Source organism: Amycolatopsis sp. NPDC104863 (assembly GCF_055582965.1).
The window spans coordinates 1,264,241-1,285,591 of record NZ_JBVJOW010000002.1 but is presented as its reverse complement, the minus strand read 5'-3'; the positions used below and the strand labels follow the sequence as shown (position 1 = coordinate 1,285,591).

Annotated in this window: 20 protein-coding genes; 11 read left to right on the top strand and 9 right to left on the bottom strand. The window is 70.2% G+C overall.

Going from position 1 to position 21,351, the window contains the following annotated elements; all coding sequences use genetic code 11:
- Positions 1–540 precede the first annotated feature (540 nt).
- The 8 genes from murJ (at position 541) to ACZ63J_RS15875 (ending at position 8,854) form a co-directional block, all read left to right on the top strand.
- Positions 541–2,262 (top strand): murein biosynthesis integral membrane protein MurJ, encoded by a 1,722-nt coding sequence (murJ, locus tag ACZ63J_RS15910; protein WP_465400340.1) that lies wholly within the window; start codon positions 541–543, stop codon positions 2,260–2,262.
- Positions 2,263–2,342: 80 nt separating this feature from the next.
- Positions 2,343–3,932: a protein kinase family protein gene (locus ACZ63J_RS15905; RefSeq protein WP_465400087.1), complete on the top strand. Its 1,590-nt coding sequence runs from the start codon at positions 2,343–2,345 to the stop codon at positions 3,930–3,932.
- Positions 3,933–3,963: 31 nt separating this feature from the next.
- A complete protein-coding gene (sigM, locus tag ACZ63J_RS15900) occupies positions 3,964–4,587 on the top strand; it encodes an RNA polymerase sigma factor SigM (protein WP_086679039.1) in 624 nt (207 codons plus the stop codon).
- Entirely contained in the window at positions 4,584–5,366 is a 783-nt protein-coding gene (locus ACZ63J_RS15895; protein WP_465400088.1) for a hypothetical protein, read from the top strand. The genes sigM and ACZ63J_RS15895 overlap by 4 nt, the downstream gene beginning before the upstream one ends.
- Before the next feature lie 103 nt (positions 5,367–5,469).
- Positions 5,470–6,462, top strand: coding sequence for a thioredoxin-disulfide reductase (gene trxB / locus ACZ63J_RS15890; protein WP_465333289.1), 993 nt, complete (start codon positions 5,470–5,472; stop codon positions 6,460–6,462).
- Between the two features lie 34 nt (positions 6,463–6,496).
- Positions 6,497–6,820: a thioredoxin gene (trxA, locus tag ACZ63J_RS15885; protein ID WP_247016298.1), complete on the top strand. Its 324-nt coding sequence runs from the start codon at positions 6,497–6,499 to the stop codon at positions 6,818–6,820.
- 285 nt (positions 6,821–7,105) lie between these two features.
- Entirely contained in the window at positions 7,106–8,254 is a 1,149-nt protein-coding gene (locus ACZ63J_RS15880; RefSeq protein WP_465306523.1) for an N-acetylmuramoyl-L-alanine amidase, read from the top strand.
- Between the two features lie 300 nt (positions 8,255–8,554).
- Positions 8,555–8,854: a hypothetical protein gene (locus ACZ63J_RS15875; RefSeq protein WP_465400089.1), complete on the top strand. Its 300-nt coding sequence runs from the start codon at positions 8,555–8,557 to the stop codon at positions 8,852–8,854.
- Between the two features lie 37 nt (positions 8,855–8,891).
- Here ACZ63J_RS15875 and ACZ63J_RS15870 read toward each other — a convergent pair whose 3' ends face one another.
- The gene (locus ACZ63J_RS15870) at positions 8,892–9,536 is read right to left on the bottom strand and encodes a GNAT family N-acetyltransferase (protein WP_285477676.1); all 645 of its coding nucleotides are present in this window, start codon (positions 9,534–9,536) and stop codon (positions 8,892–8,894) included.
- 212 nt (positions 9,537–9,748) lie between these two features.
- On the opposite strand from ACZ63J_RS15870, the gene ACZ63J_RS15865 reads away from it, so the two are divergent.
- Positions 9,749–11,068: an aminotransferase-like domain-containing protein gene (locus tag ACZ63J_RS15865; protein WP_465400090.1), complete on the top strand. Its 1,320-nt coding sequence runs from the start codon at positions 9,749–9,751 to the stop codon at positions 11,066–11,068.
- Positions 11,069–11,092: 24 nt separating this feature from the next.
- Complete coding sequence (locus tag ACZ63J_RS15860) at positions 11,093–12,037, top strand: D-alanine--D-alanine ligase family protein (protein ID WP_465306518.1); 945 nt, start codon at positions 11,093–11,095, stop codon at positions 12,035–12,037.
- A 380-nt stretch (positions 12,038–12,417) separates the two neighbouring features.
- On the opposite strand, the gene ACZ63J_RS15855 is transcribed toward ACZ63J_RS15860, so the two are convergent.
- The 8 genes from ACZ63J_RS15855 to rpmH form a co-directional block, all read right to left on the bottom strand.
- Positions 12,418–13,419 (bottom strand): ParB/RepB/Spo0J family partition protein, encoded by a 1,002-nt coding sequence (locus ACZ63J_RS15855; RefSeq protein WP_465306516.1) that lies wholly within the window; start codon positions 13,417–13,419, stop codon positions 12,418–12,420.
- Positions 13,416–14,339 (bottom strand): ParA family protein, encoded by a 924-nt coding sequence (locus ACZ63J_RS15850; protein ID WP_465333284.1) that lies wholly within the window; start codon positions 14,337–14,339, stop codon positions 13,416–13,418. The genes ACZ63J_RS15855 and ACZ63J_RS15850 overlap by 4 nt, the downstream gene beginning before the upstream one ends.
- Before the next feature lie 79 nt (positions 14,340–14,418).
- Entirely contained in the window at positions 14,419–15,090 is a 672-nt protein-coding gene (gene rsmG, locus ACZ63J_RS15845) for a 16S rRNA (guanine(527)-N(7))-methyltransferase RsmG (protein WP_465333283.1), read from the bottom strand.
- A gap of 684 nt (positions 15,091–15,774) precedes the next feature.
- Positions 15,775–16,335, bottom strand: coding sequence for a Jag family protein (locus tag ACZ63J_RS15840; protein ID WP_465306511.1), 561 nt, complete (start codon positions 16,333–16,335; stop codon positions 15,775–15,777).
- A 30-nt stretch (positions 16,336–16,365) separates the two neighbouring features.
- Complete coding sequence (gene yidC / locus ACZ63J_RS15835; protein ID WP_465400091.1) at positions 16,366–17,520, bottom strand: membrane protein insertase YidC; 1,155 nt, start codon at positions 17,518–17,520, stop codon at positions 16,366–16,368.
- Positions 17,521–17,525: 5 nt separating this feature from the next.
- The gene (gene yidD / locus ACZ63J_RS15830; protein WP_465400092.1) at positions 17,526–17,846 is read right to left on the bottom strand and encodes a membrane protein insertion efficiency factor YidD; all 321 of its coding nucleotides are present in this window, start codon (positions 17,844–17,846) and stop codon (positions 17,526–17,528) included.
- A gap of 5 nt (positions 17,847–17,851) precedes the next feature.
- Entirely contained in the window at positions 17,852–18,286 is a 435-nt protein-coding gene (gene rnpA, locus ACZ63J_RS15825) for a ribonuclease P protein component (RefSeq protein ID WP_465306507.1), read from the bottom strand.
- A gap of 21 nt (positions 18,287–18,307) precedes the next feature.
- Positions 18,308–18,451: a 50S ribosomal protein L34 gene (gene rpmH, locus ACZ63J_RS15820; protein WP_091288857.1), complete on the bottom strand. Its 144-nt coding sequence runs from the start codon at positions 18,449–18,451 to the stop codon at positions 18,308–18,310.
- Between the two features lie 577 nt (positions 18,452–19,028).
- On the opposite strand from rpmH, the gene dnaA reads away from it, so the two are divergent.
- Positions 19,029–20,633, top strand: a complete 1,605-nt coding sequence (gene dnaA / locus ACZ63J_RS15815) for a chromosomal replication initiator protein DnaA (RefSeq protein ID WP_465400093.1) — start codon at positions 19,029–19,031, stop codon at positions 20,631–20,633.
- The last annotated feature ends 718 nt before the right edge of the window (positions 20,634–21,351 follow it).

Here is a 21,351-nt window from a genome sequence, read left to right as displayed (position 1 = left end):
ATGCCTCCTCGCGACGGCCGCCCGGTCCGCGACGACGGGCCTCCGCGCGAGGCGTGGCCCGTCCACGACGAAGCCCCGGTGCGCGACGACGCCCCCGGCCGCCCGGCCCGGCGCGTCCCGCCGCCGCAGGGTCCGCCCCCGCAGGGCCCGCCGCCCCAGGGGCCGCCGCCGCAAGGCCAGCCCCCGCGCGGCGGGCAGCCGCCCCGCGCGGCCGGTGGTCCGGCGCCCACCCGCGTCCAGCCCGTGCCGCCCCCGCCCGGTCAGCCCGGTCAGCCACCGGCCCAGCCGCCCGCCGGACCGCCGTCGGCGCAGGGCCGCCTGCCGCAGCCCGCACCGCCGCTGCCGCCGCCCGCGACCCCGCCGCCGGGCACCCCGGCGCCCGGCGTCCCCGCTCCCGGCACCCCGGCGTCCGGTGTGCCCGTGCCGCCGCGCGGTCGTGGGTCACGGCGTCCGGCGCCGGTCCGGCCGTGGCAGGAGGAGGCCCAGCGGCCACCCGACCCGGAGGCGACGCGGTTCATCCCGCGCACCGCCGGCGTCCCCATGAACTCGCGCTGGCCGGTCGCCGACCCGGACGTCATGCGCCCGTACGACGCGCTGGCCACCCAGGTCATGCCGGCGCTCAAGACGCCGCTCGTCAAGCCGGTCGAGCCCGGCAAGGAGGCGGCGCCGGCGAAGGCGCCGTCGCTGGCGAAGGCGTCCGGCCGGATGGCGATCGCGTCGCTGATCAGCCGGATCACCGGTTTCCTGTGGAAGCTGCTGCTGGTCGGCGCGATCGGCCAGGGCATCGCGAACGACTCGTTCAACGTCGCGAACACGATGCCGAACATCATCTTCGAGCTGCTGATGGGCGGTGTGCTCGCCAGCGTGGTGGTGCCGCTGCTGGTGCGCTCGCAGGACGATCCCGACGGCGGCGCGGCCTACACCCAGCGCCTGATCACGGTGGCGTTCTCGCTGCTGCTGGTGGGCACGGTGGTCGCGGTGCTCGCGGCGCCGGCGTTCACCAGCCTCTACGTCGACGGCTCCGGCAAGGCCAGCTCCGGCCTGACCACGGCGTTCGCCTACCTGCTGCTCCCGGAGATCTTCTTCTACGGCGTGTTCGCGCTGCTCTCGGCGGTGCTGAACGCCAAGCAGATCTTCGGCCCGACGGCCTGGGCGCCGGTGATCAACAACCTGGTCGTCATCTTCACGATCCTCGTCGTGTGGATCATGCCGGGGGACATCAACACCGACCAGCCGTCGATCTTCGACCCGAAGGTGCTGACGCTCGGCATCGGCGTCACCGGCGGCATCGTCGCCCAGGCCATCCTGCTGGTGCCGCCGCTGCTGCGGTCGGGCTTCCGGTTCAAGTGGCGCTGGGGCATCGACAAGCAGATGAAGGAGTTCGGCGGCCTCGCGCTGTGGATCCTCGGGTACGTCGCGGTGAGCCAGGTCGGGTACACGATCAACACGCGCGTCCTGACCAGCGGTTCACCCGGTGGTGTGACCGCGTACAGCAACGCCTGGCTGCTCTTCCAGCTCCCGTACGGCGTCATCGGCGTCTCGCTGCTGACCGCGATCATGCCGCGGATGAGCCGCGCGGCCGCCGACGGCGACCACAAGAAGCTGATCGGCGACCTCTCGTACGCGTCCCGGATGTCGACGGTGATGCTGGTGCCGATCTCCGCGGTGATGACCGTGGTCGGCGGCTCGATCGGCATCGCGCTGTTCACGTTCGGCAAGGGCACCGTCGACACCGCCGAGCGGCTCGGCGACGCGCTCGCGATCTCGGCGTTCGCACTGCTGCCGTACGCGCTGGTCATGCTCCAGATGCGCGTGTTCTACGCGATGAAGGACGCCCGCACGCCGACGTTGATCATGATCGTGATGACGCTGGTCAAGGTGCCGCTGCTGTACCTGTGCCCGGTGCTGCTGTCGCCGGACAACGTCGTGCTCGGTGTCATGATGGTGAACGCGCTGACGTTCGTCGTCGGCGCGATCCTCGGCCAGGTGTGGCTCTGGGTGACGCTGGGCAACCTGCGGAGCAAGCGGGTGATCGGCGTGATCCTGTTCACGGTCGTCGCGAGCGCGCTCGGTGTCGGCGCGGCCTGGGTCGTCGGACAGGTCGTGCCGGACTCGTTCGGGCCGACTTTGGGCGCCTGGATCAAGCTTTTCCTGCAGGGCATCGTCGGGATCGCGGTCTCGTTCGGGATCTTGATGGCCCTGAAGGTGGAGGAGCTGAAACCGGCCACATCCAGGTTCACCCGGTTGATCAAGCGCGGGTAACGATTCCGGTACGGAAGGCGACGACTCCCGCGTCGTATTCTGGGTAACCTTGGCGGGGGAGCTAACGGGAGAGAGTGCGGGTGGACACGAGGCGGAGCGAACAGGCGGGGGGTGCGAACCACGTGGGCAAGGCCCAGGTCGGATCGCTGGCCCCCGGGCGTGTGGTCGGCGACGGCCGCTACCGCCTCCTCGCGCAGTTCGGCGTGGACGAGCGGGGGGACGCGCACCTTTGGCGTGCGCGGGACGGGCAGCTGAAGCGTGATGTCGCGCTGACGCTGCTGGTCGGCGACCCCGCCGACCCGGAGGCGGCGCGGCTCGCGCGGCGCACCCTCGAACGCGCGACACACGCGTCGAAGTTCGGGCACGGCGGTGTCGCCCGGGTGCTCGACGTGCTCGCGCTCGGCAGCGGCATCACCTCGAGCGAAGGCCTGCTCGGGGTCGTCGTCGCGGAGTGGACCAAGGGCAGCGACCTGGTCGACCTCGTCGCGCAGCGGCCGGTGGCGCCCGCCGCGGCCGCGCGGATGGTGCAGGCGCTGGCCGAAGCCGTCGAGCAGGCCCACCAGAACGGGCTCGTGCTCGGCCTCGACCACCCCCAGCGGCTGCGGCTGACGCCGAACGGCGCGTTGAAGCTCGCGTTCCCCGGCCCGCTGCCGGAGGCGACGCTGCGCGACGACGTCAAGGCGCTCGGCGCGGTCCTCTACCTGCTGCTCACCGGACGCTGGGCGCTGCCCGGCGGCCCGCCCGCCATCCAGCCGGCGCCGACCACCCCGCAGGGCGGGATCGTGCCGCCGCGCCAGCTGATCCCGACGGTGCCGGCCGACCTGTCGTCGCTGGCCGTCCGCACGATCGAGGACGGCGGCAACGGCGGCATCCGCACCAGCGCGGCCATCCTCCGGATGCTCGACCAGGTGGCCGAGGAGGAAGAGCGCACCCAGCTGATCAAGGCCGTCGGCGGTGACCCGGCCGAGGGCGAAGGCACGGTCTGGACGACGAAGAAGCCGGTCAAGGACGTCGCCCGGCGGCGCAAGCTCGCGCTGGGCGTCACCGTGCTGGTGGTCGCGACCGTCGTCATCCTCGCCTGGGGCGGGCTGATGCTGATCAACGTCTTCCAGGGCGACTCGAAGGCGAGCGGGCCGACGATCAACGTCGCCGCGCCGCCGGCGTCGAGCCAGCCGGCCGGGCAGCCGCCCGCGTCGAGCCAGCCCGCGCCGCCGCCGTCGCCCGCCGTGGGCGCCGCGGTGAAGCCGCAGGCCGTCGCGGTCTACAACCCCGAGGGCAAGGGTGACAACACCGGCCGGGCGCGGAACGTGATCGACGACAAGCCCGAGACGCAGTGGCGGACCGAGCAGTACAAGCAGCAGTTCCCGGTCATCAAGCCGGGTGTCGGGCTGGTCGTCACCTTCAAGGACCCGATCAACCTCAGCCAGGTGAAGATCGGCGGCGGCACGCCGGGCACCAAGGTCGAGATCCGCTCGGCGACCGAGAAGAACCCCGACCTGGCCGACACGAAGGTCGTCGGCAACGGCGACCTGAAGGACGGCGACACGACGATCGCGCTGGCCCAGCCTACGCAGGGTGAGTACTTCATCGTCTGGATCACCGCTCTGGGTGGTGAGGACGGCAAGTTCCAGACGGAAATCGCCGACCTGACCTTCCTGCCTGCGGGGTGACGCGCCCGGGGAGGTCAGTAGGCTCTCCCGGGTGACAGCTGCAGCTCCCACGGATGCGGATCTGATAGCGGCTCACGCCGCGGGGGACCCTCATGCGTTCAGCGAACTCGTCCAGCGACATCGCGACCGCATGTGGGCGGTCGCCCTGCGCACGGTCCGGGACCCGGAGGAGGCCGCCGACGCGTTGCAGGACGCGTTCATCTCGGCGTTCCGCGCCGCCGACAAGTTCCGGGCGGAGTCGCAGGTCACGACGTGGCTGCACCGGATCGTGGTGAACGCCTGCCTCGACCGGATCCGCCGCCGCCAGGCGCGGCCGACCGTGCCGCTGCCGGAGACGGGCTTCAACGAGCCGGCGACCCCGCGCGACTCGATGGCCGAGCGGGAGACGAGCCTGCTCGTCCGGGAGGCGCTCGACCAGCTGCCGGAGGACCAGCGTGCCCCGATCGTGCTCGTCGACGTCGAGGGGTACTCCGTCGCGGAGACCGCGAAGATGCTCGGCATCGCCGAAGGCACTGTGAAGAGCCGGTGCGCGCGGGGCCGCGGAAAACTCGCGAAGGTTCTCGGACACCTGCGGAACCCCGATGCGATTGCGAACGTCCCAACTCACGAAAGCAAACGGGCCGGGCGCCAGCCGGGTAGCGGGGAGGGACGATGACGGACGAAAGCCGGGGGATCGGGGGGACCGTCGGTCCGCCCTGGTCCGTCGACGTGCTCGCCGACCTCCACGCCGGCGTGCTGGACGACGCTCGGGCGGCGGAGCTGTGGCCGCTGGTCGACGCCGACCCGGAAGCCCGCGCGATCCTGGACGCCCTCGACGCCACGCAGGCCGACCTGGCCGCGTTCGCCGACGCGCCGGCCCCGCCGATGCCCGCGGAGTTCGCGGCCCGGCTGGACGCGGCTCTGGCCGCCGAAGCAGCCGCCAAGTTTCCGTCGCCGCGCACGGCACCGGAGCAGGCCGGGTCCGGGCACGCCCCGGTGGTGGACCTCGCGGCGGCCCGGCGACGCCGGAACAAGCGGCTCGGCTGGGGCGCCGGGATCCTGACCGCGGCCGCGGCGGCCGTCGTCGCGGTGACGGTCGCCATCCCCAGCACGTCGCAGCAGACGGGCACACCGAACGTCGCCTCGCCGCCGTCGGGTCCGACGGTCGGCAGCGACGGCAGCGGCGCGCAGGCCCTCATCGGCAAGGCGGTCGGCGTCCGCGACTTCGGCCCGCTGCAGACCGAAGACCGGCTGGACGCGTGCATCGCGGCCGCCGGGCTCGACCCGAAGGTGCGGCCGGAGGGCATCCGCCCGGTCAACGTCGGCGGCAAGGCCGGCGTCATGATCATCCTGACCACCGGGAAGCTGGCGCAGTTCCGCCTGGTCGCGTTCGGCGCGGACTGCGGACCGGGCAACCCGGCGGTGCTGTTCGACAAGATCGTCGGCGAGAAGTAACCGCACCACCGAGGAGACGAGTAGCGGCTGTCACCCCTGGGAACATGGCCACCTACGATCGTGTTAACCCTGGTACACGGGTCACTACGAGCGGAGGTCACGGGTGGCTGCCGAGGAAATCAGGAACCTGATCATCGTCGGGTCGGGTCCTGCCGGATACACCGCTGCCGTTTACGCGGCACGGGCCCAGCTGGAACCGCTGGTGTTCGAAGGCACGCAGTTCGGCGGCGCGCTGATGACGACGACCGAGGTGGAGAACTTCCCCGGGTTCCGCGACGGCATCATGGGTCCGGACCTGATGGAGGAGATGCGCAAGCAGGCCGAGCGCTTCGGCGCCGAGCTGCGCGCGGAGGACGTCGAGTCGCTGGAGCTGACCGGGGACGTGAAGTACGTCCACGCGAACGGCAAGCGCTACGCCGCCCGTGCGGTCGTCCTCGCCATGGGTGCCGCGGCGCGGTACCTGAACGTGCCGGGTGAGCAGGAGCTGCTCGGGCGCGGTGTCTCGGCCTGTGCGACCTGTGACGGCTTCTTCTTCCGCGACCACGACATCGTGGTCGCCGGCGGCGGCGACTCGGCGATGGAGGAGGCGACCTTCCTGACGAAGTTCGCGAAGTCCGTCACCGTGGTGCACCGGCGCGACGAGTTCCGCGCATCGAAGATCATGCTCGAGCGCGCCCGCGCGAACGAGAAGATCAAGTGGCAGCTGAACTCGCAGATCACCGGCGTGCTCGGCGACGGCAAGGTCGAGGGCCTGAAGATCAAGGACACCAAGGACGGCTCCGAGTCGACCCTGGACGTCTCGGGCTTCTTCGTCGCGATCGGGCACGACCCCCGCAGCCAGCTGGTGAAGGGGCAGGTCGACCTGGACGAGGACGGTTACGTCATCACCCAGGGCCGCAGCTCCTACACGAACCTGGACGGCGTCTTCGCCGCCGGTGACCTGGTGGACCGCACCTACCGCCAGGCGATCACCGCGTCGGGTTCGGGCTGCAGCGCCGCGATCGACGCGGAACGCTGGCTGGCGGAGCACGGCGAATCGGACGCGCACGAGGCGGCCGAGCTCGTCGGCGGCGGCTACGGCGCGGGCACCAACTGACTTTCCGGCGTACAAACCACCTGAAGGAGAAACCATGACCAACACCGTGAAGGTGACCGACGCGACGTTTGTCGACGAGGTCCTGACCAGCGAAAAGCCGGTTCTGGTCGACTTCTGGGCCACCTGGTGCGGGCCGTGCAAGATGGTCGCCCCGGTGCTCGAGGAGATCGCGGCCGAGAACGGCGAGAAGCTGACCATCGCCAAGATCGACATCGACGAGAACCCGAACACGCCGCGTGACTACCAGGTGATGTCGATCCCGACGCTGATCCTGTTCCAGGGCGGCAAGCCGGTGAAGCAGATCGTGGGCGCGAAGCCGAAGGCCGCGCTGCTGTCGGATCTCGCCGACGTCCTCTGAGCGCGGACCCACCCGGCGGACCCGGGGCCTGCAGGAACCCCTCCTGTGGACCCCGGGTCCGTCGCCGTTCGGGGTAATCCCGCCCGTGTGGGTGAATGCTGCGTGACGAGGGCCACTGAAGGTGCGCCACGATCGGGCGCTTGACGCACCTACCGGGCCTGCGCTGTCACCGAGAGTTGGCAAGGCACAATAGAAGACCTGAGCACGTCTCAGTGATGGTTTTCCTGAAGTTTTCTGCCCCGCGCCGAACCCCCGAGTCGGTGCCTTAGGAAGAGCGAGGAGTGCATGCGGGTACTCCGCCGCGGTGACGCCGGTCCGGACGTCGCCGAGATCAGGTCCATCCTGGCCGGGATGGACCTGCTCCCGCCGGTCTCCGGCACCGACGACTACGACACGTTCGACGTCGCCGTCGAAGGCGCCGTCCGTGCCTTCCAGCAACGCCGTGGGCTGATGACCGACGGCATCGTGGGCCCGGCGACGTTCCAGGCGCTCAAGGGCGCCAGCTACCACCTGGGCAGCCGTCCGCTGTCGTACATGATCGCGTCGCCGGTCCACGGTGATGACGTCTTCACGCTGCAGGAGCGGCTGACCGAGCTCGGCTTCGACGCCGGCCGCCCCGACGGGTACTTCGGCCCCGCCACCGAGCGCGCGCTCAAGACGTTCCAGCGCGACATGCGGCTGACGCCGGACGGCATGTGCGGCCCGGCGACCATCCGCGAGCTGCACCGCCTGTCCTCGCCGCGGGCCCGCGGCGGGCGCCCCGTGTTCCTGCGCGAGCAGGAGCAGGTGCGCCAGGCCGGCCCGCGCCTGCGCGGCAAGCGCATCGTGATCGACCCCGGCCACGGCGGTGACGACCTCGGTGTGGTCGCCGGCGGCCTGCGTGAGGCCGACATCGCGTGGGACCTCGCGCGGCGGCTCGAAGGCCGGATGAAGGCCACGGGCATGGAGGCGCTGATCTCCCGCGGCCCGAACCACAGCCCGACCGAGCTCGAGCGCGCCAAGTTCGCCAACGACGCGGGCGCGGACCTGTTCCTGTCCCTGCACAGCGACAAGAACCCGTCGCCGCGCGCGCAGGGTGTCGCGAGCTTCCACTTCGGCAACGGCAACGGCACGACGTCCACGGTGGGCGAGCTGCTGGCCGGCTTCATCCAGCGTGAGGTCGCGGCCCGCACGGGCCTGCAGGACAACCGCACGCACTACAAGTCGTGGGACATCTTCACCCGCACGCGCTGCCCGGCGGTCCGGATCGAGATCGGCTACCTGACGAACCCGGACGACGCCCGCAAGCTCGGTGACCCGGCCTTCCGCGACATCGTCGCCGAGGGCATCCTGATCGCCGTCAAGCGCCTGTACCTGCTCGGCGAGGGCGACCAGCCGACGGGCACGTTCACGTTCGCGGACGTCCTCGCGCACGAGCTCGCGAAGGCCGAGTAGGCCCGACCACAACCCCTAGCGGCTCACCTTCACCTGCCCCACCACACCTGGGGACGCAGCACGTGCGTCCCCAGGTTTTCGGGCAGTTCTCCACAGCTTGTCCACCGCTCCTATCAGCGCTCTGTGGATAACTCGGCACTTCTTCCACAGTTGTGCACGCACGACGGAATCCGCTGTTACACCCGTGCCGGGACACCGGCGCAAACGTTTGCGCTGGGGGTTGCACCGCATGTCCGGAACTTCCCTGACCGTCCGTGCGTCGGACGGCTGCCGGGCACCGGCCCGGCCGAGGGAGGAACCATGAAGAACATCATTCGCATCGTCGCGGCGGCCGCGCTGGTGCTGGCCGGAACCGCAGCGGGCTCGGGGGTGGCCGCAGCCCAGCCCGCGGCCGGCACCCCCTGCCACCTGAGCGTCGCCGCCGGCAAGGCGTACTGGAAGGGGTGCAGCACGTCCGGCGACAAAGTCCGGGTGTCCACCAAGGGCAACCCGGATCACTCGATCTGCGTCGAGCTCAACTCGGTGCGGTTCCTGGGCTACGTGGGCGGGGACTGGGGCATGGTGACCAACGCCGTACGGACCGGCGCCTGCCCGAGCTGACCGCCGGCCTGACCTCGGGCACCGCTCGCGCCCGAGGTCAGGCGCGGCCGAGACTGGGCTCGGCGGTGGTGATCGTCACCTGGCCGAGCAGCCGCTCCAGCGCCGCCTCGACGTCTTCCTTCCAGGTGATCGCCGAGCGCAGCTCCAGGCGCAGGCGCGGCCACTTCTGGTGCGGGCGGACGGTCTTGAACCCGACGCTCTGCAGGAACGCGGCCGGCAGTACGCAGCTGTGCCCGCCGTCCGGGTCCGTCTCGTCCGGACGCGCGTCGCCGAACGCCTCGATCGCGCGGACACCGCGCTTGGTGAGGTCCTTGGCGACCGCCTGGACCAGCATCCGGCCGAGCCCGCCACCGCGGAACTCGGGGAGGACCTGGAACGCCGTCAGCAGCACCGCGTCGGCGCTCGGCGGGGACGTCGGGAAGGCCAGCGAGCGCGGGACGGCGTTCGGCGGGGCGTACAGCACGAACCCGACCGGCAGCGTGTCGCTGTAGACGATGCGGCCGCAGGAGCCCCACTCGAGCAGGACGCTGGAGACCCAGGCTTCCTTTTCGACCTCGGTGGCGCCGAACTCCTCGGCCTGGTTCTTCAGGTGCGGGGCCAGCTCCCAGTACACGCACCTGCGACAGCTCTTCGGCAGATGCTCGAGGTTGTCCAGTGTGACGCCCACGACGCGACGCGACACCCGCGACCTCCCTGACCTGCGCTCCCGACGGGCTGCCCGGCCGTCAAGCCGCGCGGAACCACAGCACGAACACGGGAGCCAGCACCGATGGTAGGCCGATGTGACAAGCACCGAAAGGCCAGGGGGCCTGGATGGGTGCCCGGTTACACTCGATGGGATCCATCTGCTCCCGCGGGAGTGACCGTGTCCACCGAGCCCCGGGTGAATCGTCGATGACCGAGAACCGCCCCAGCAAGCGCCCACGCGGCCGTCAGAACCTCGACCCGCACCTCGAGCGGTACGCCGCGCGCACCGCCGGGATGACCGCTTCCGAGATCCGGGCCCTGTTCGCGGTGGCCAGCCGGCCCGAGGTCGTCTCGCTGGCCGGTGGCATGCCGAACCTGGCCGCGCTCCCGCTCGACACGCTCTCGGCGCAGGTGGCGGAGATCATCGCCGAAGACGGGCTCGTCGCCCTGCAGTACGGCTCGGCGCACGGCGTCCCGGTGCTGCGGGAGCAGATCTGCGAGATCATGGCGCTGGAGGGCATCAAGGCGCACCCGGACGACGTCGTGGTGACCGTCGGCTCCCAGATGGGCCTGGACATGGTCACGCGGCTGTTCTGCGACCCGGGTGACGTCGTGATCGCCGAAGGCCCCTCGTACGTCGGCGCGCTGGGCTCGTTCGCCGCGTACCAGGCGCAGGTCGTGCACGTCGCCATGGACGAGCACGGCCTGGTCCCGGAGCTGCTGCGTGAAGCGCTCGCGCAGACGGAGAAGGCCGGGCGCCGGGTCAAGTTCCTCTACACGATCCCGAACTTCCACAACCCCGCCGGCGTCACGCTGGCCGTCGAGCGCCGCGCGGAGATCCTCGAGATCTGCCGCGACCACGGTGTGCTCGTGGTCGAAGACAACCCGTACGGGTTGCTCGGCTTCGACGGCCAGACCTACCCGGCGCTGCGGTCGACGGACCCCGACAACGTGGTGTACCTCGGCTCGTTCTCCAAGACGTTCGCCTCGGGCCTGCGTGTCGGCTGGGTGCTCGCGCCGCACGCCGTGCGCGAGAAGCTCGTGCTGGCCGCGGAGTCGGCGACGCTCTGCCCGCCGACGTTCAACCAGATGATCGTCTCGCGCTACCTGGCCACGCACGACTGGAAGGGCCAGATCAAGAAGTTCCGCGAGAACTACCGCGAGCGCCGCGACGCGATGCTGTCCGCGCTCGACCAGTACCTGCCCGCGGGCTGTTCCTGGACCAAGCCGGACGGCGGTTTCTACGTCTGGGTGACGGTGCCGGAAGGCGTCGACACGAAGGCGATGCTGCCGCGCGCGGTGACGGCGCGGGTGGCGTACGCGTCCGGAACCGGCTTCTACGCCGACGGTTTCGGCAGCCGACAGATGCGCCTGTCCTACTGCTACCCGACGCCGGAGCGGATCCGCGAGGGCGTCCGGCGGCTGGCCGCCGTGCTGGAGTCCGAAATGGACCTCGCGCGCACCTTCGGTAGCGTGGGCTCGCGCCAGATCCAGGGACCGCAGAACCCGTCCCCGGACACGGTCTGAGTTTCTACCTAAGGAGTTTCCACGGTGGTCGACCGTACCGTTGCCGTGCTCGCCGGCGGGCTTTCGCACGAACGCGACGTCTCGCTGAGGTCCGGGCGGCGGCTCTCCGCGGCGCTGAAGTCCGAGGGCCTCGGCATCGAGGAGTGGGACACCGACGCGGGGCTGCTGGAGCGCCTGCGCACGCAGCGGCCGGACGCGGTGGTCGTCGCCCTCCACGGCGGCGAGGGTGAGAACGGTTCGGTGCAGACGGTCCTGGAGATGCTGGAGGTGCCGTTCGTCGGCACCGGCTCCCAGGGCTGCCGCCGCGCGTGGGACAAGCCGACCGCCAAGGCGCTGATCGAGAACGCCGGGTTCGTGACGCCGGCGTGGGCGGTGCTGCCGCACAGCACGTTCCGCGAGCTCGGCGCCCAGGCGGTGCTCGACGCGATGGTCGAGCGGCTCGGCCTGCCCCTGATCCTCAAGCCGGACCAGGGCGGCTCGGCGCTCGGCACCCAGGTGGTGCGCGAAGCGGCAGAACTGCCCGCGGCGATGGTCGGCTGCTTCGCGTACGGCGACACGGTGCTCGCCGAGCGGTTCGTGGACGGCGTCGAGGTGGCCGTGACGGTCATCGAGGGTGCGGACGGGCCCGAGGCACTCCCCGCGGTCGAGATCGTCCCGGAGAGCGGCGTGTACGACTACACGGCCCGCTACACGGCCGGCCTGACCGACTTCTTCACCCCGGCCCGGCTCGACGACGCCGCGGCCAAGGCGGCGGCCGAGCTCGCCGTCGCCGCGCACCGCGTCCTCGGGCTGCGTGACATCTCCCGGACGGACGCGATCGTCGCCGCGGACGGCACGGTGCACTTCCTCGAGGTGAACCCGTCGCCGGGACTCACCGAGACGTCGACGGTGCCGATGGCGATCGAAGCGGCGGGCAAGTCGCTCGGCACGGTGTTCGCCGACCTGATCGGGCGCGCGATCTCCCGCTGAGTCAGCTCTCCCAGTACGGACGGAAGTGGTCGGCCACCTGGTCGGCCACTTTTTCTGTGCCTTGGGAGCCGTCGACTTCGAGGCGAGTCGAGCGCACGCAGGTCGTCGAGCGCCCACTCGAACCGCAGCGCGAAGATCTCACGCGCGTCGGCCGCCATCTCCTCCGGCGAGCGGCGGACCCAGTTCCGCTCCGGATCGCGCTAGACGGGTTTACCGCGCGCGATCCGCCGTCGACTTCCCGGCCCACTGCCCGCCCCCGATCCAGAGCGCGCGGCCGAGCGTTCCGGTCGGATCCCACACGCTTCCCCCTCGTAGCTCAGCGTCGCCACGGTGTCGGCGTTCCGCAATCATCACCGTGACGAAACGCCCTGGGGTGATCCCTAATCGGTTTTTGGTGTCTGATTCGTCCCATTCGCATCGATGATCGCGACGATCCGCTCGAGGTCGTCGACCGACCCGAACTCGAGCGTGATCCGCCCCTTGCGCCGGCCGAGGTCGACCTTCACGCGGGTGTCGAACCGGTCCGAGAGGCGGTTCGCGAGCTCCTGGAGACCCGGCGCCTGGATCGGCTTGCGCGCCACGGGCTTCGGCTTGGCCGGCTTCTCACTCTTCTTGAGGGTGACGGCTTCCTCGGTCGCCCGGACCGACATGCCCTCCGCGATGATGCGCGCGGCGAGCTCTTCCTGGCTGTCGGCGTCCTCCAGCGAGAGCAACGCGCGCGCGTGCCCGGCGGACAGGACGCCCGCGGCGACCCGGCGCTGCACCGGCAGGGGGAGCTTGAGGAGCCGGATCGTGTTGGTGATGACCGGGCGGCTGCGGCCGATCCGGCTCGCCAGCTCCTCGTGCGTGACCGCGAACTCGTCGAGCAGCTGCTGGTACGCGGCCGCCTCTTCGAGCGGGTTCAGCTGGACGCGGTGGATGTTCTCCAGGAGCGCGTCGCGCAGCATCGACTCGTCGGCGGTCTGCCGGACGATCGCCGGGATCGCTTCGAGCTCCGCCTGCTGCGACGCGCGCAGCCGGCGCTCGCCCATGACGAGCTCGTACTCACCCTCGCCGAGCTCGCGGACCACGATGGGCTGCATGAGCCCGAACTCGCGGATCGAGTGCTCGAGCTCGGAGAGCGCGTCCTCGTCGAAGACCTGGCGCGGCTGCTTCGGGTTGGGCTTGACCGAGCCGACCGGGATCTCGCGGTAGACCGCGCCGGCGACCTCGCCGCTGTGCTGCTTCGCCTGACCGTTGGCCGCGAACCAGCCCTTGTCCTCGGCCGCCTTCGCGTCCGCCGCAGCGCCGTCGGCGGGCGCCGGCAGTGAACCGCCGCCCGCCGGTCCCGTCGGGATGAGGGCGGCCAGGCCGCGCCCCAACCCACCTCTGCGCTCGGTCATGTCGAACTACCCCTCTCCATCTGTGCGCCGCGCTCGGCGATCTCCTTCGCCGCGTCGACGTAGCTCATCGCGCCACGCGAACCGGGATCGTAAGCGAGCACGGTCTGGCCGTACCCGGGCGCCTCGGACACCTTCACGCTGCGGGGGATGACGGTCTTCAGCACGGTGTCGCCGAAGTGGTTCCGGACCTCGTTCGTCACCTGGTCGGCCAGCTTGGTCCGGCCGTCATACATGGTGAGGAGGATCGTCGAGACGCGAAGCTCGCGGTTGAGGTGCTGCTGCACGAGCTCGATGTTGCTCAGCAGCTGCCCGAGACCCTCCAGCGCGTAGTACTCGCACTGGATCGGGATGAGCACCTCCTGCGCGGCGACCATCGCGTTGACCGTCAGCAGGCCGAGCGACGGCGGGCAGTCGATGAAGACGTAGTCGACGCCGATCTCGTTGAGGATCTCCGAGGAGATGGCCTCCTTGAGCCGCGACTCGCGCGACGCCATCGAGACGAGCTCGATCTCGGCGCCCGCGAGGTCGATCGTCGCGGGGACGCAGAAGAGGTTCGGGGACTGCTCGGTGGGCTGGGCCGCCTCCGCGAGCGTCACCTCGCCGATGAGGACTTCGTAGATCGAGGGCGTCCCGGACCGGTGGTCGACGTCGAGCGCGGTGCTCGCGTTGCCCTGCGGGTCGAGGTCGACCACGAGCGTCTTGAGCCCGTGGACGGCGAGCGCGGCGGCGAGGTTGACCGTGCTCGTGGTCTTGCCGACGCCGCCCTTCTGGTTGGCGACGGTCAGCACGCGACGGCGGCCGGGCCGGGGGAGCGACCCGTCCGGGTGCAGCAGACGCGCGGCGCGGGCGGCTTCTTCGGCGATCGGGGTCCAGCCCACGTCGGGGGTGGTCTCCGTGGAGTCGGACGGCGGGGGATTCACCGGTCTCGACACCTCCTCCATTTAGACGTCTGGTCGGTGGTCGAGTCGCGTCGTTTCACGTGGAACATGGCGCGGCTCGTTAGCGCTTCCTACTCCGCGCCTTCGGCGGCAGGCGGCGGATCTTCACGACCGTGCTGGGGACCTCTAGTACTGCGGTGCCGCATTCGACGATCAGCGGAGCGGCCCCGCCGGCTTTACTGATGGCGGCGCCGTCCCGCTCGATCTCGTCCGCCGCGCTGGCGCCCTTGAGGGCGACCAGGAAGCCGTCGGGACGGACCAGTGGAAGGCACCAGTCCGCGAGCCGGGCCAGCGGGGCGACCGCGCGAGCGGTGACGATGTCGGCGCCACCGAGCTGCTCACGCACAGGCCGCTCCTCCGCGCGTCCACGGACGATGGTGATCGGGAGTTCCAGCTTCTCGGCCACCTCGGCCAGCCAGTCCACCCGGCGGGCCATCGGTTCGAGCAAGACGATATCGAGGTCCGGTCGCGCGATCGCGAGCGGTACACCCGGAAGCCCCGCGCCGGACCCGACGTCGACGACCCGAGCCCCCTCGGGCATCTGCTCGCCGATCACCGCCGAGTTGAGCACGTGCCGCTCCCAGAGCCGCTCGACCTCCCGCGGCCCGATCAGCCCCCGCTCGACCCCGTGACTCTCCAGGAGTTCGACATAGCCAGCGGCTTGGCCCACCCGCGCACCGAACACCCGCTCCGCCGCGGCCCGCACCGCCACCGCGGCCTGCTCCAAGCTCACTCCGTCTACTCCTCGTCCGCGCGTTTCACGTGAAACGGCGCTCGTTCGATTGTCCCTGATGTCGAGTCGAAAACGAGCCGACAGACCGCAGATGTGGACAACTCCACTCGCGCGGCGGCGAGCTGGGGACAGTTCCACGTGAAACATGGCGGCGGTGGGTCAGCCTCGGACACCCGAGGCGCGGTCCTCCGGCGACCGGCCGGTCGCGTGCGAGGCCGACCAACCGGCCCACGTTCCACGTGAAACCCCACGGCTGTAATTCACGCGCTCGCCGATCAGCTCGACCCGAGTCAGCGGCGACTGACTTCCGCTTCGTGACTCGCCGCCGAGATTCGGTCGGCCGAGCGGTGGGCCGGCCGACCCGTTCCACGTGAAACCTCACCGCTGTAATTCGCCCACCCGCCGCCGAGCATTCCGCAGCCGGATCCCGCCGAACCCGCACGAGCTCGCCATCGCTGAGTCGACGAACGCTCGCCGGCACCCCGCAACTCGATCCCCACCGACTCGCGCAGCGCGAGCCGATCGCCCATCGGCTCCGCCGAGCCGAGCGGCTCCACAGCCGCACCTCGCTCCAGTCGCACTCGATCGCGCGGGCCGAACCCAGCCGAGCGCCGCAGCGCGCATGGATACAAAAAAGCGGCCCCACCCGAACCGGTCGGATGGGGCCGCTCCAAGAACCGAAGCTCAGGACTCCGGGAAAATCACCACGCGCCGCTTCGGGTCTTCGCCCTCGCTCTCGCTCGTGACGCCCGAGACCGTGGCCACCGCGTCGTGGACCACCTTGCGCTCGAACGGGCTCATCGGCTGGAGCCGTACCCGCTCGCCGCTCGACAGCACCGACTCCGCCGTCGAACGGCCGAGCTCGCGCAGCTCCTCGCGGCGGTCCGCGCGCCAGCCCGCGATGTCCAGCATCAGCCGGCTGCGGGAGCCGGTCTCCTGCTGGACCGCCAGGCGGGTCAGCTCCTGCAGCGCCTCGAGCACCGTGCCGCGGGGGCCGACGAGCTTCTCGAGGTCCTCGCCGCCGTCGATGCTCACGATCGCGCGGCCCGCTTCGACGTCCAGGTCGATGTCGCCGTCGTAGTCGAGGAGGTCCAGCAGGCGCTCGAGGTAGTCGCCCGCGATGTCGCCCTCCTGGACGAGGACGTCGTCGCCACCTCCCGCCTTCTGCTCGCCCGCTTCCTCGCCGGCCGCACCCGGCGTTGTGTCGTCCTGATCGGCTTCGATCTTGTCGATCGTCTCCGACATCATTCGTCTCCTCTCCGAACCGGTCGCGCCTCAGCGGCGCTTCCGGCCCGACTTCCTGGTCGAGTCTTTGAGGAGCCCCGGCACTCCCGTGCCGTTCTCCTTCGAGCCGTTCTGGCCGTTCGGGCTTTTCGCCTCGGCCGCGGCCGGGGTCTGCTCGGCTGCCGTGGCGGCGTCCGCCTTCGCGGCGTCGGCCTTCTCCTGCGCCGTCTGCGCGAAGCCGTGGGCCGAGCCCGCCTTGGTGACCTTCTTCTGAGAGCCGCCCTGAGCCGGCTGGTTCTTCTTCTGCTGGACCGGCTTCTGCCCGACCTTCGGCGCGGTCGGCTTCTGACCCGGCTTCGGGCCGAGCGACGCGCGCTTCTCCGCGGCCTCCGCCTTGCGGGCCGCCTCTTCCTTGTCGATCTTCGTGTAGACGAGGCGCTGCTGCATCAGGGTCCAGCCGTTGTTCGCCAGCCAGTAGAAGAGGAGGCCGAGCGGGAACAGCGCACCGAAGACGAGGACACCGAGCGGGAAGATGTACATCGTCAGCTTGTTCATGATCGCGGTCTGCGGGGTGGCCGACGCGGCGTTCTGCCGGGCCACCGAGTGCCGCGCGGTGAGGTGCGTGGCGATGGACGCGATGATCATGAGGGGGAGCGCGACCGGGAGCACGTTCCAGTGGAAGCCGACGTTCGCGGCGTTGCCACCGCTGACGACGCCGACACCGTTGTAGACGGCCTCGCCGAGGTTGACGCCGAAGAGCTTCGCGTTGACGTACGACTCGACGTCGTGCTGGGTGAAGAAGTAGTTCTCGGTCTTCGGCTTGCCGTCCGCCGGCATGATCGAGAACGCGCGCAGGACGTGGTTCAGGCCGATGAAGACCGGGATCTGGAGCAGCATCGGCAGGCAGCTGCCCAGCGGGTTGACGCCGTGCTCGCGCTGGAGCTTCTGCATCTCCTGCGCCTGGCGCTGCTTGTCGTTCGCGTACTTCTTCTGGAGCTTCTTCATCTCCGGCGCGAAGTCCTGCATCTTCTTCATCGACCGGACCTGGTTCACGAACGGCTTGAACATGATGCCGCGGACCGTGAACGTCAGGAAGATGATGCCGAGGATCCAGGAGATCGCCGCGGATTCACCGAAGACGAGTCCGAAGACCTTGTGCCAACACCAGAGGATGAAGGACACGGGGTAGTAGATGAAATCGAGCACTGCTGCTACTCCTCGATCGGTGTTTCAGGTCTGCGGTGGCGCCACGAGAACGTCTCGGGGACCGGGTCACGGCCGGGCGGTGTCCACGGGCCGCAGCGCAACAGCCGGCGCAGCGCGAGGTAGGAGCCGCGGCCGGCGCCGTGCCGGGTGAGGGCTTCGACTGCGTACGCGCTGCAGCTCGGGTAGAACCGGCAAGCCGGTGGGAGGAAGGGCGAGATCGCCTTGCGGTAGAGCTTGATGGGGAGCAGCAGCACCCAGGCGACCGGGCCGGGCCGCGGGGGCTCGACGTCGTGCTCGGAGTGGTCGTGCTCGGGGGTGGCTCGCATGCCGGTCACACCGCTGATCCGTGGTCGGGGGCCGCGTCCGCGGGACGCGTCGGGCGGGGGACATCCCCGGCCGGACGGCGCGACGACAGCAGACCCAGCCGACGCAGTGCGCCCTCGAGGTCGGAGCCGAGCTCGGCGCTGGACGCGGTCGCCGCCGGCGGCAATGCCCGTACGACCAACGAAGTTCCGGCGGGCAGGGTTCCGATCCGGGCCGAAACGAGATGACGCAGCCGCCGGGTGACGCGGTGGCGGACCACCGAGTTCCCGACGGCCTTGCTCACCACAAAACCCGCCCTGGTCGCCGACGAGGCATCGGCGGCCATGGACGGGTCCGTGGTCAACGCGTGGACGACGAGACGGCGCCTGCCTGCCCGGGATCCGCGACGGAGAACCACGCGGAAGTCCTCACTCCGCCGCAGACGTGCGGCAGCCGGCAGCACGGCGCGCCCCGACGTGCCGGATCAGGCGGACAGCGCTTCGCGGCCCTTGCGACGGCGGGCCGCCAGGATGGCCCGGCCGGCGCGGGTCCGCATGCGGAGGCGGAACCCGTGGGTCTTCGCGCGGCGGCGGTTGTTCGGCTGGAAGGTGCGCTTACCCTTGCTCACTGCTTCTCCTGTGTGTCGCGTCGGACGCGGGGAAAGCTTCCCCGTCGCCTGGCGTGTCGTGCGGGCGCACGGCAGTCTCTGGTGTCTCCTACCAACGTGTGGCCTCGTCACGACGAGCGACGACAACGTGGGCGCGCAAAACGCACCCGTCGCATACGGGAGACCTTACGAGGGTACGCACCCCCGTCGGGCGGCCGGTAAGCACCCCCTCGGCCACGGTCCGCGACCGCCTGGTTTCGTCGAGATCAACGACGCCCCGGCACCGAATGGCAACACGCCGTACACCGTGAAATGCTTGCGACCCAGGATGCCTTGTGGCAGCGGGCGGGGCTTGTTAGCGTGCCTCTCTCGGGTCACCGGTCGAGGTGCACGAGTATCCGGGTGGTGGAGTGCCCACCGGCGTACGACGAGCCCGCAGGTGGCGTCGCCGCGGGTCGCCGTACATTAGTGCACAGCTGTGGACAACTATGTGGATATTCGCTGTGCCGAAACGCACGCGGTCCGCCGGGGAGCGCCGGACCGCGTGAGCGGGAACGTTCGGTCCGTCCACACCGACGAGGGGAGGGGAGCCAGCCAGGTGTCGGATCACCAGCACAATCTGGGTGTCATCTGGGAACAGGTGGTACGCGAACTGTCCGACGGGACCCTGTCCCCGCAGCAGCGCGCCTGGATGCGGGTGACCCGCCCGATCGGCTTGCTCGACGGCACCGCCCTCCTCGCCGCGCCGAGCGACTTCGCGAAGGAAGCGATCGAACGCGGCCTGCGCGGCGCGATCACCGACGCGCTTTCCCGGCGGCTCGGCCGCGCCATTTCGCTCGCGGTGAAGGTGGACAGCGCCGAAGCCGTCGCCCCGGTCGCCGCGCCCCGGTACGTGCCGTCACCCGGCCGGGTGGAAAACGGCGCCGGTCCCGAGCCGGCGCCCGCGCCGATGCCGGGCCCCGGCCCGATGCTGCCCCCGCCGCGCCCCGAGCCGGCCCCGCCGATGCCCCAGGCCGTCGCCACGAAGCCGGACGACGGTGACGACACCGACGAAGAAGTCGACGAAGAGGGCGAGGCGCTCGCCGCCGTGCACGAGATCTGGCCGACGTTCTCCGGCCAGCCGATCGCCGGCCAGCCCTACACCGCGCCGGCGCAGCCGCAGACGTCGAAGACGAAGCTGAACGAGAAGTACACCTTCGACACCTTTGTCATCGGCGCGTCCAACCGCTTCGCGCACGCGGCCGCGGTCGCCGTCGCCGAAGCGCCGGCCCGCGCGTACAACCCGCTCTTCATCTGGGGTGAGTCCGGGCTCGGCAAGACGCACCTGCTGCACGCGGTCGGCCACTACGCCCAGCGGCTCTTCCCCGGCATGCGCGTCCGGTACGTCTCGACCGAAGAGTTCACGAACGACTTCATCAACTCGCTGCGCGACGACCGCAAGGTCGCGTTCCAGCGGCGCTACCGCGACATCGACATCCTGCTCGTCGACGACATCCAGTTCCTGGAAGGCAAAGAAGGTACGCAGGAAGAGTTCTTCCACACCTTCAACACCCTCCACAACGCGAACAAGCAGATCGTCGTCAGCTCCGACCGCCCGCCGAAGCGCCTCGAGACGCTGGAAGACCGGCTGCGGACGCGGTTCGAGTGGGGCCTGATCACCGACATCCAGCCGCCCGAGCTCGAGACGCGCATCGCGATCCTCCGCAAGAAGGCCGCGCAGGATCGGCTCGCGGTGCCGGGTGACGTCCTGGAGTTCATCGCCTCGCGCGTCGAGGCGAACATCCGGGAGCTCGAAGGCGCGCTCATCCGCGTCACCGCGTTCGCGTCGCTCAACCAGCAGCCGGTGGACGCCGGCCTGGCGGAGATCGTGCTGCGCGACCTCATCCCCGACTCGCACGCCCCGGAGATCACCGCGCCCACGATCATGGGTGTCATCTCCGAGTTCTTCGACGTGACGCTCGACGACCTCTGCGGCCCCGGCAAGACGAAGGCGCTCGCCACGGCCCGCCAGATCGCGATGTACCTCTGCCGCGAGCTGACCGACATGTCGCTGCCGAAGATCGGGCAGACGTTCGGCGGCCGCGACCACACGACCGTCATGCACGCGGACAAGAAGATCCGCAAGGAGATGGCCGAGCGCCGGCGCATCTACGACCAGGTGCAGGAGCTGACGTCGCGCATCAAGCAGCGCGCCCGCCAGTAGCACATCCCTTATCCCGCAACGACTTCGGGGCGTCCACGCACAGTGGACGCCCCTTTGTCGTGTTTGGACTGTCCGAAGCGCACGGAGCACGCGAAGCAGCGAAGCTGCCTACGCGCCCTTCGCGAACTCGCGAAAATTGTTTGTACACAAGGAAGTTTCCCCATGGTGTGGGCAGATTGCCCACAGTGCCAACGGGTCTCCCATCAGCGACGACGCCGAATCCGTCCACACCCCGCCCACAGGCGATCCACAGGGAATCCACACCTCTGTCCACGCTGAATCCCCAGGTTGCCCACATCTTGTGCACAGCGGGAGCCGATCACCCGGAAGGGCGAACCGGACCGCTCCGTCCGCCCCCAGGAACAGTCCCAAACCTGGGGACAACCGTGGGGACAACTGGGGACAGCTGTGGACGAATCGGGGGTCGCCCGAAACCATCCACGGACGCCCTCGGTTGCCCACAGGATCGCCACCCAGGTTCTCCACACGCCCGCGACCGCTCCGACCAGCGCGAACGAGCTCAATCCACACAATCCACAACGCTTACTACTGCTACTGCCTTTAGATCTCTTCTAAGAGAGAAAAAGATAAAAACAGGCGAAGGACGAAGTTGGGGACAGCCGCGAGAACGTGTCGTCAAGTCGACAAAGTCAAGGGGAGGCCGAGGTGACGCGGGCCGCCGCGACGGCCTAACGTGGACGCCTGCACCTGGTCCGTG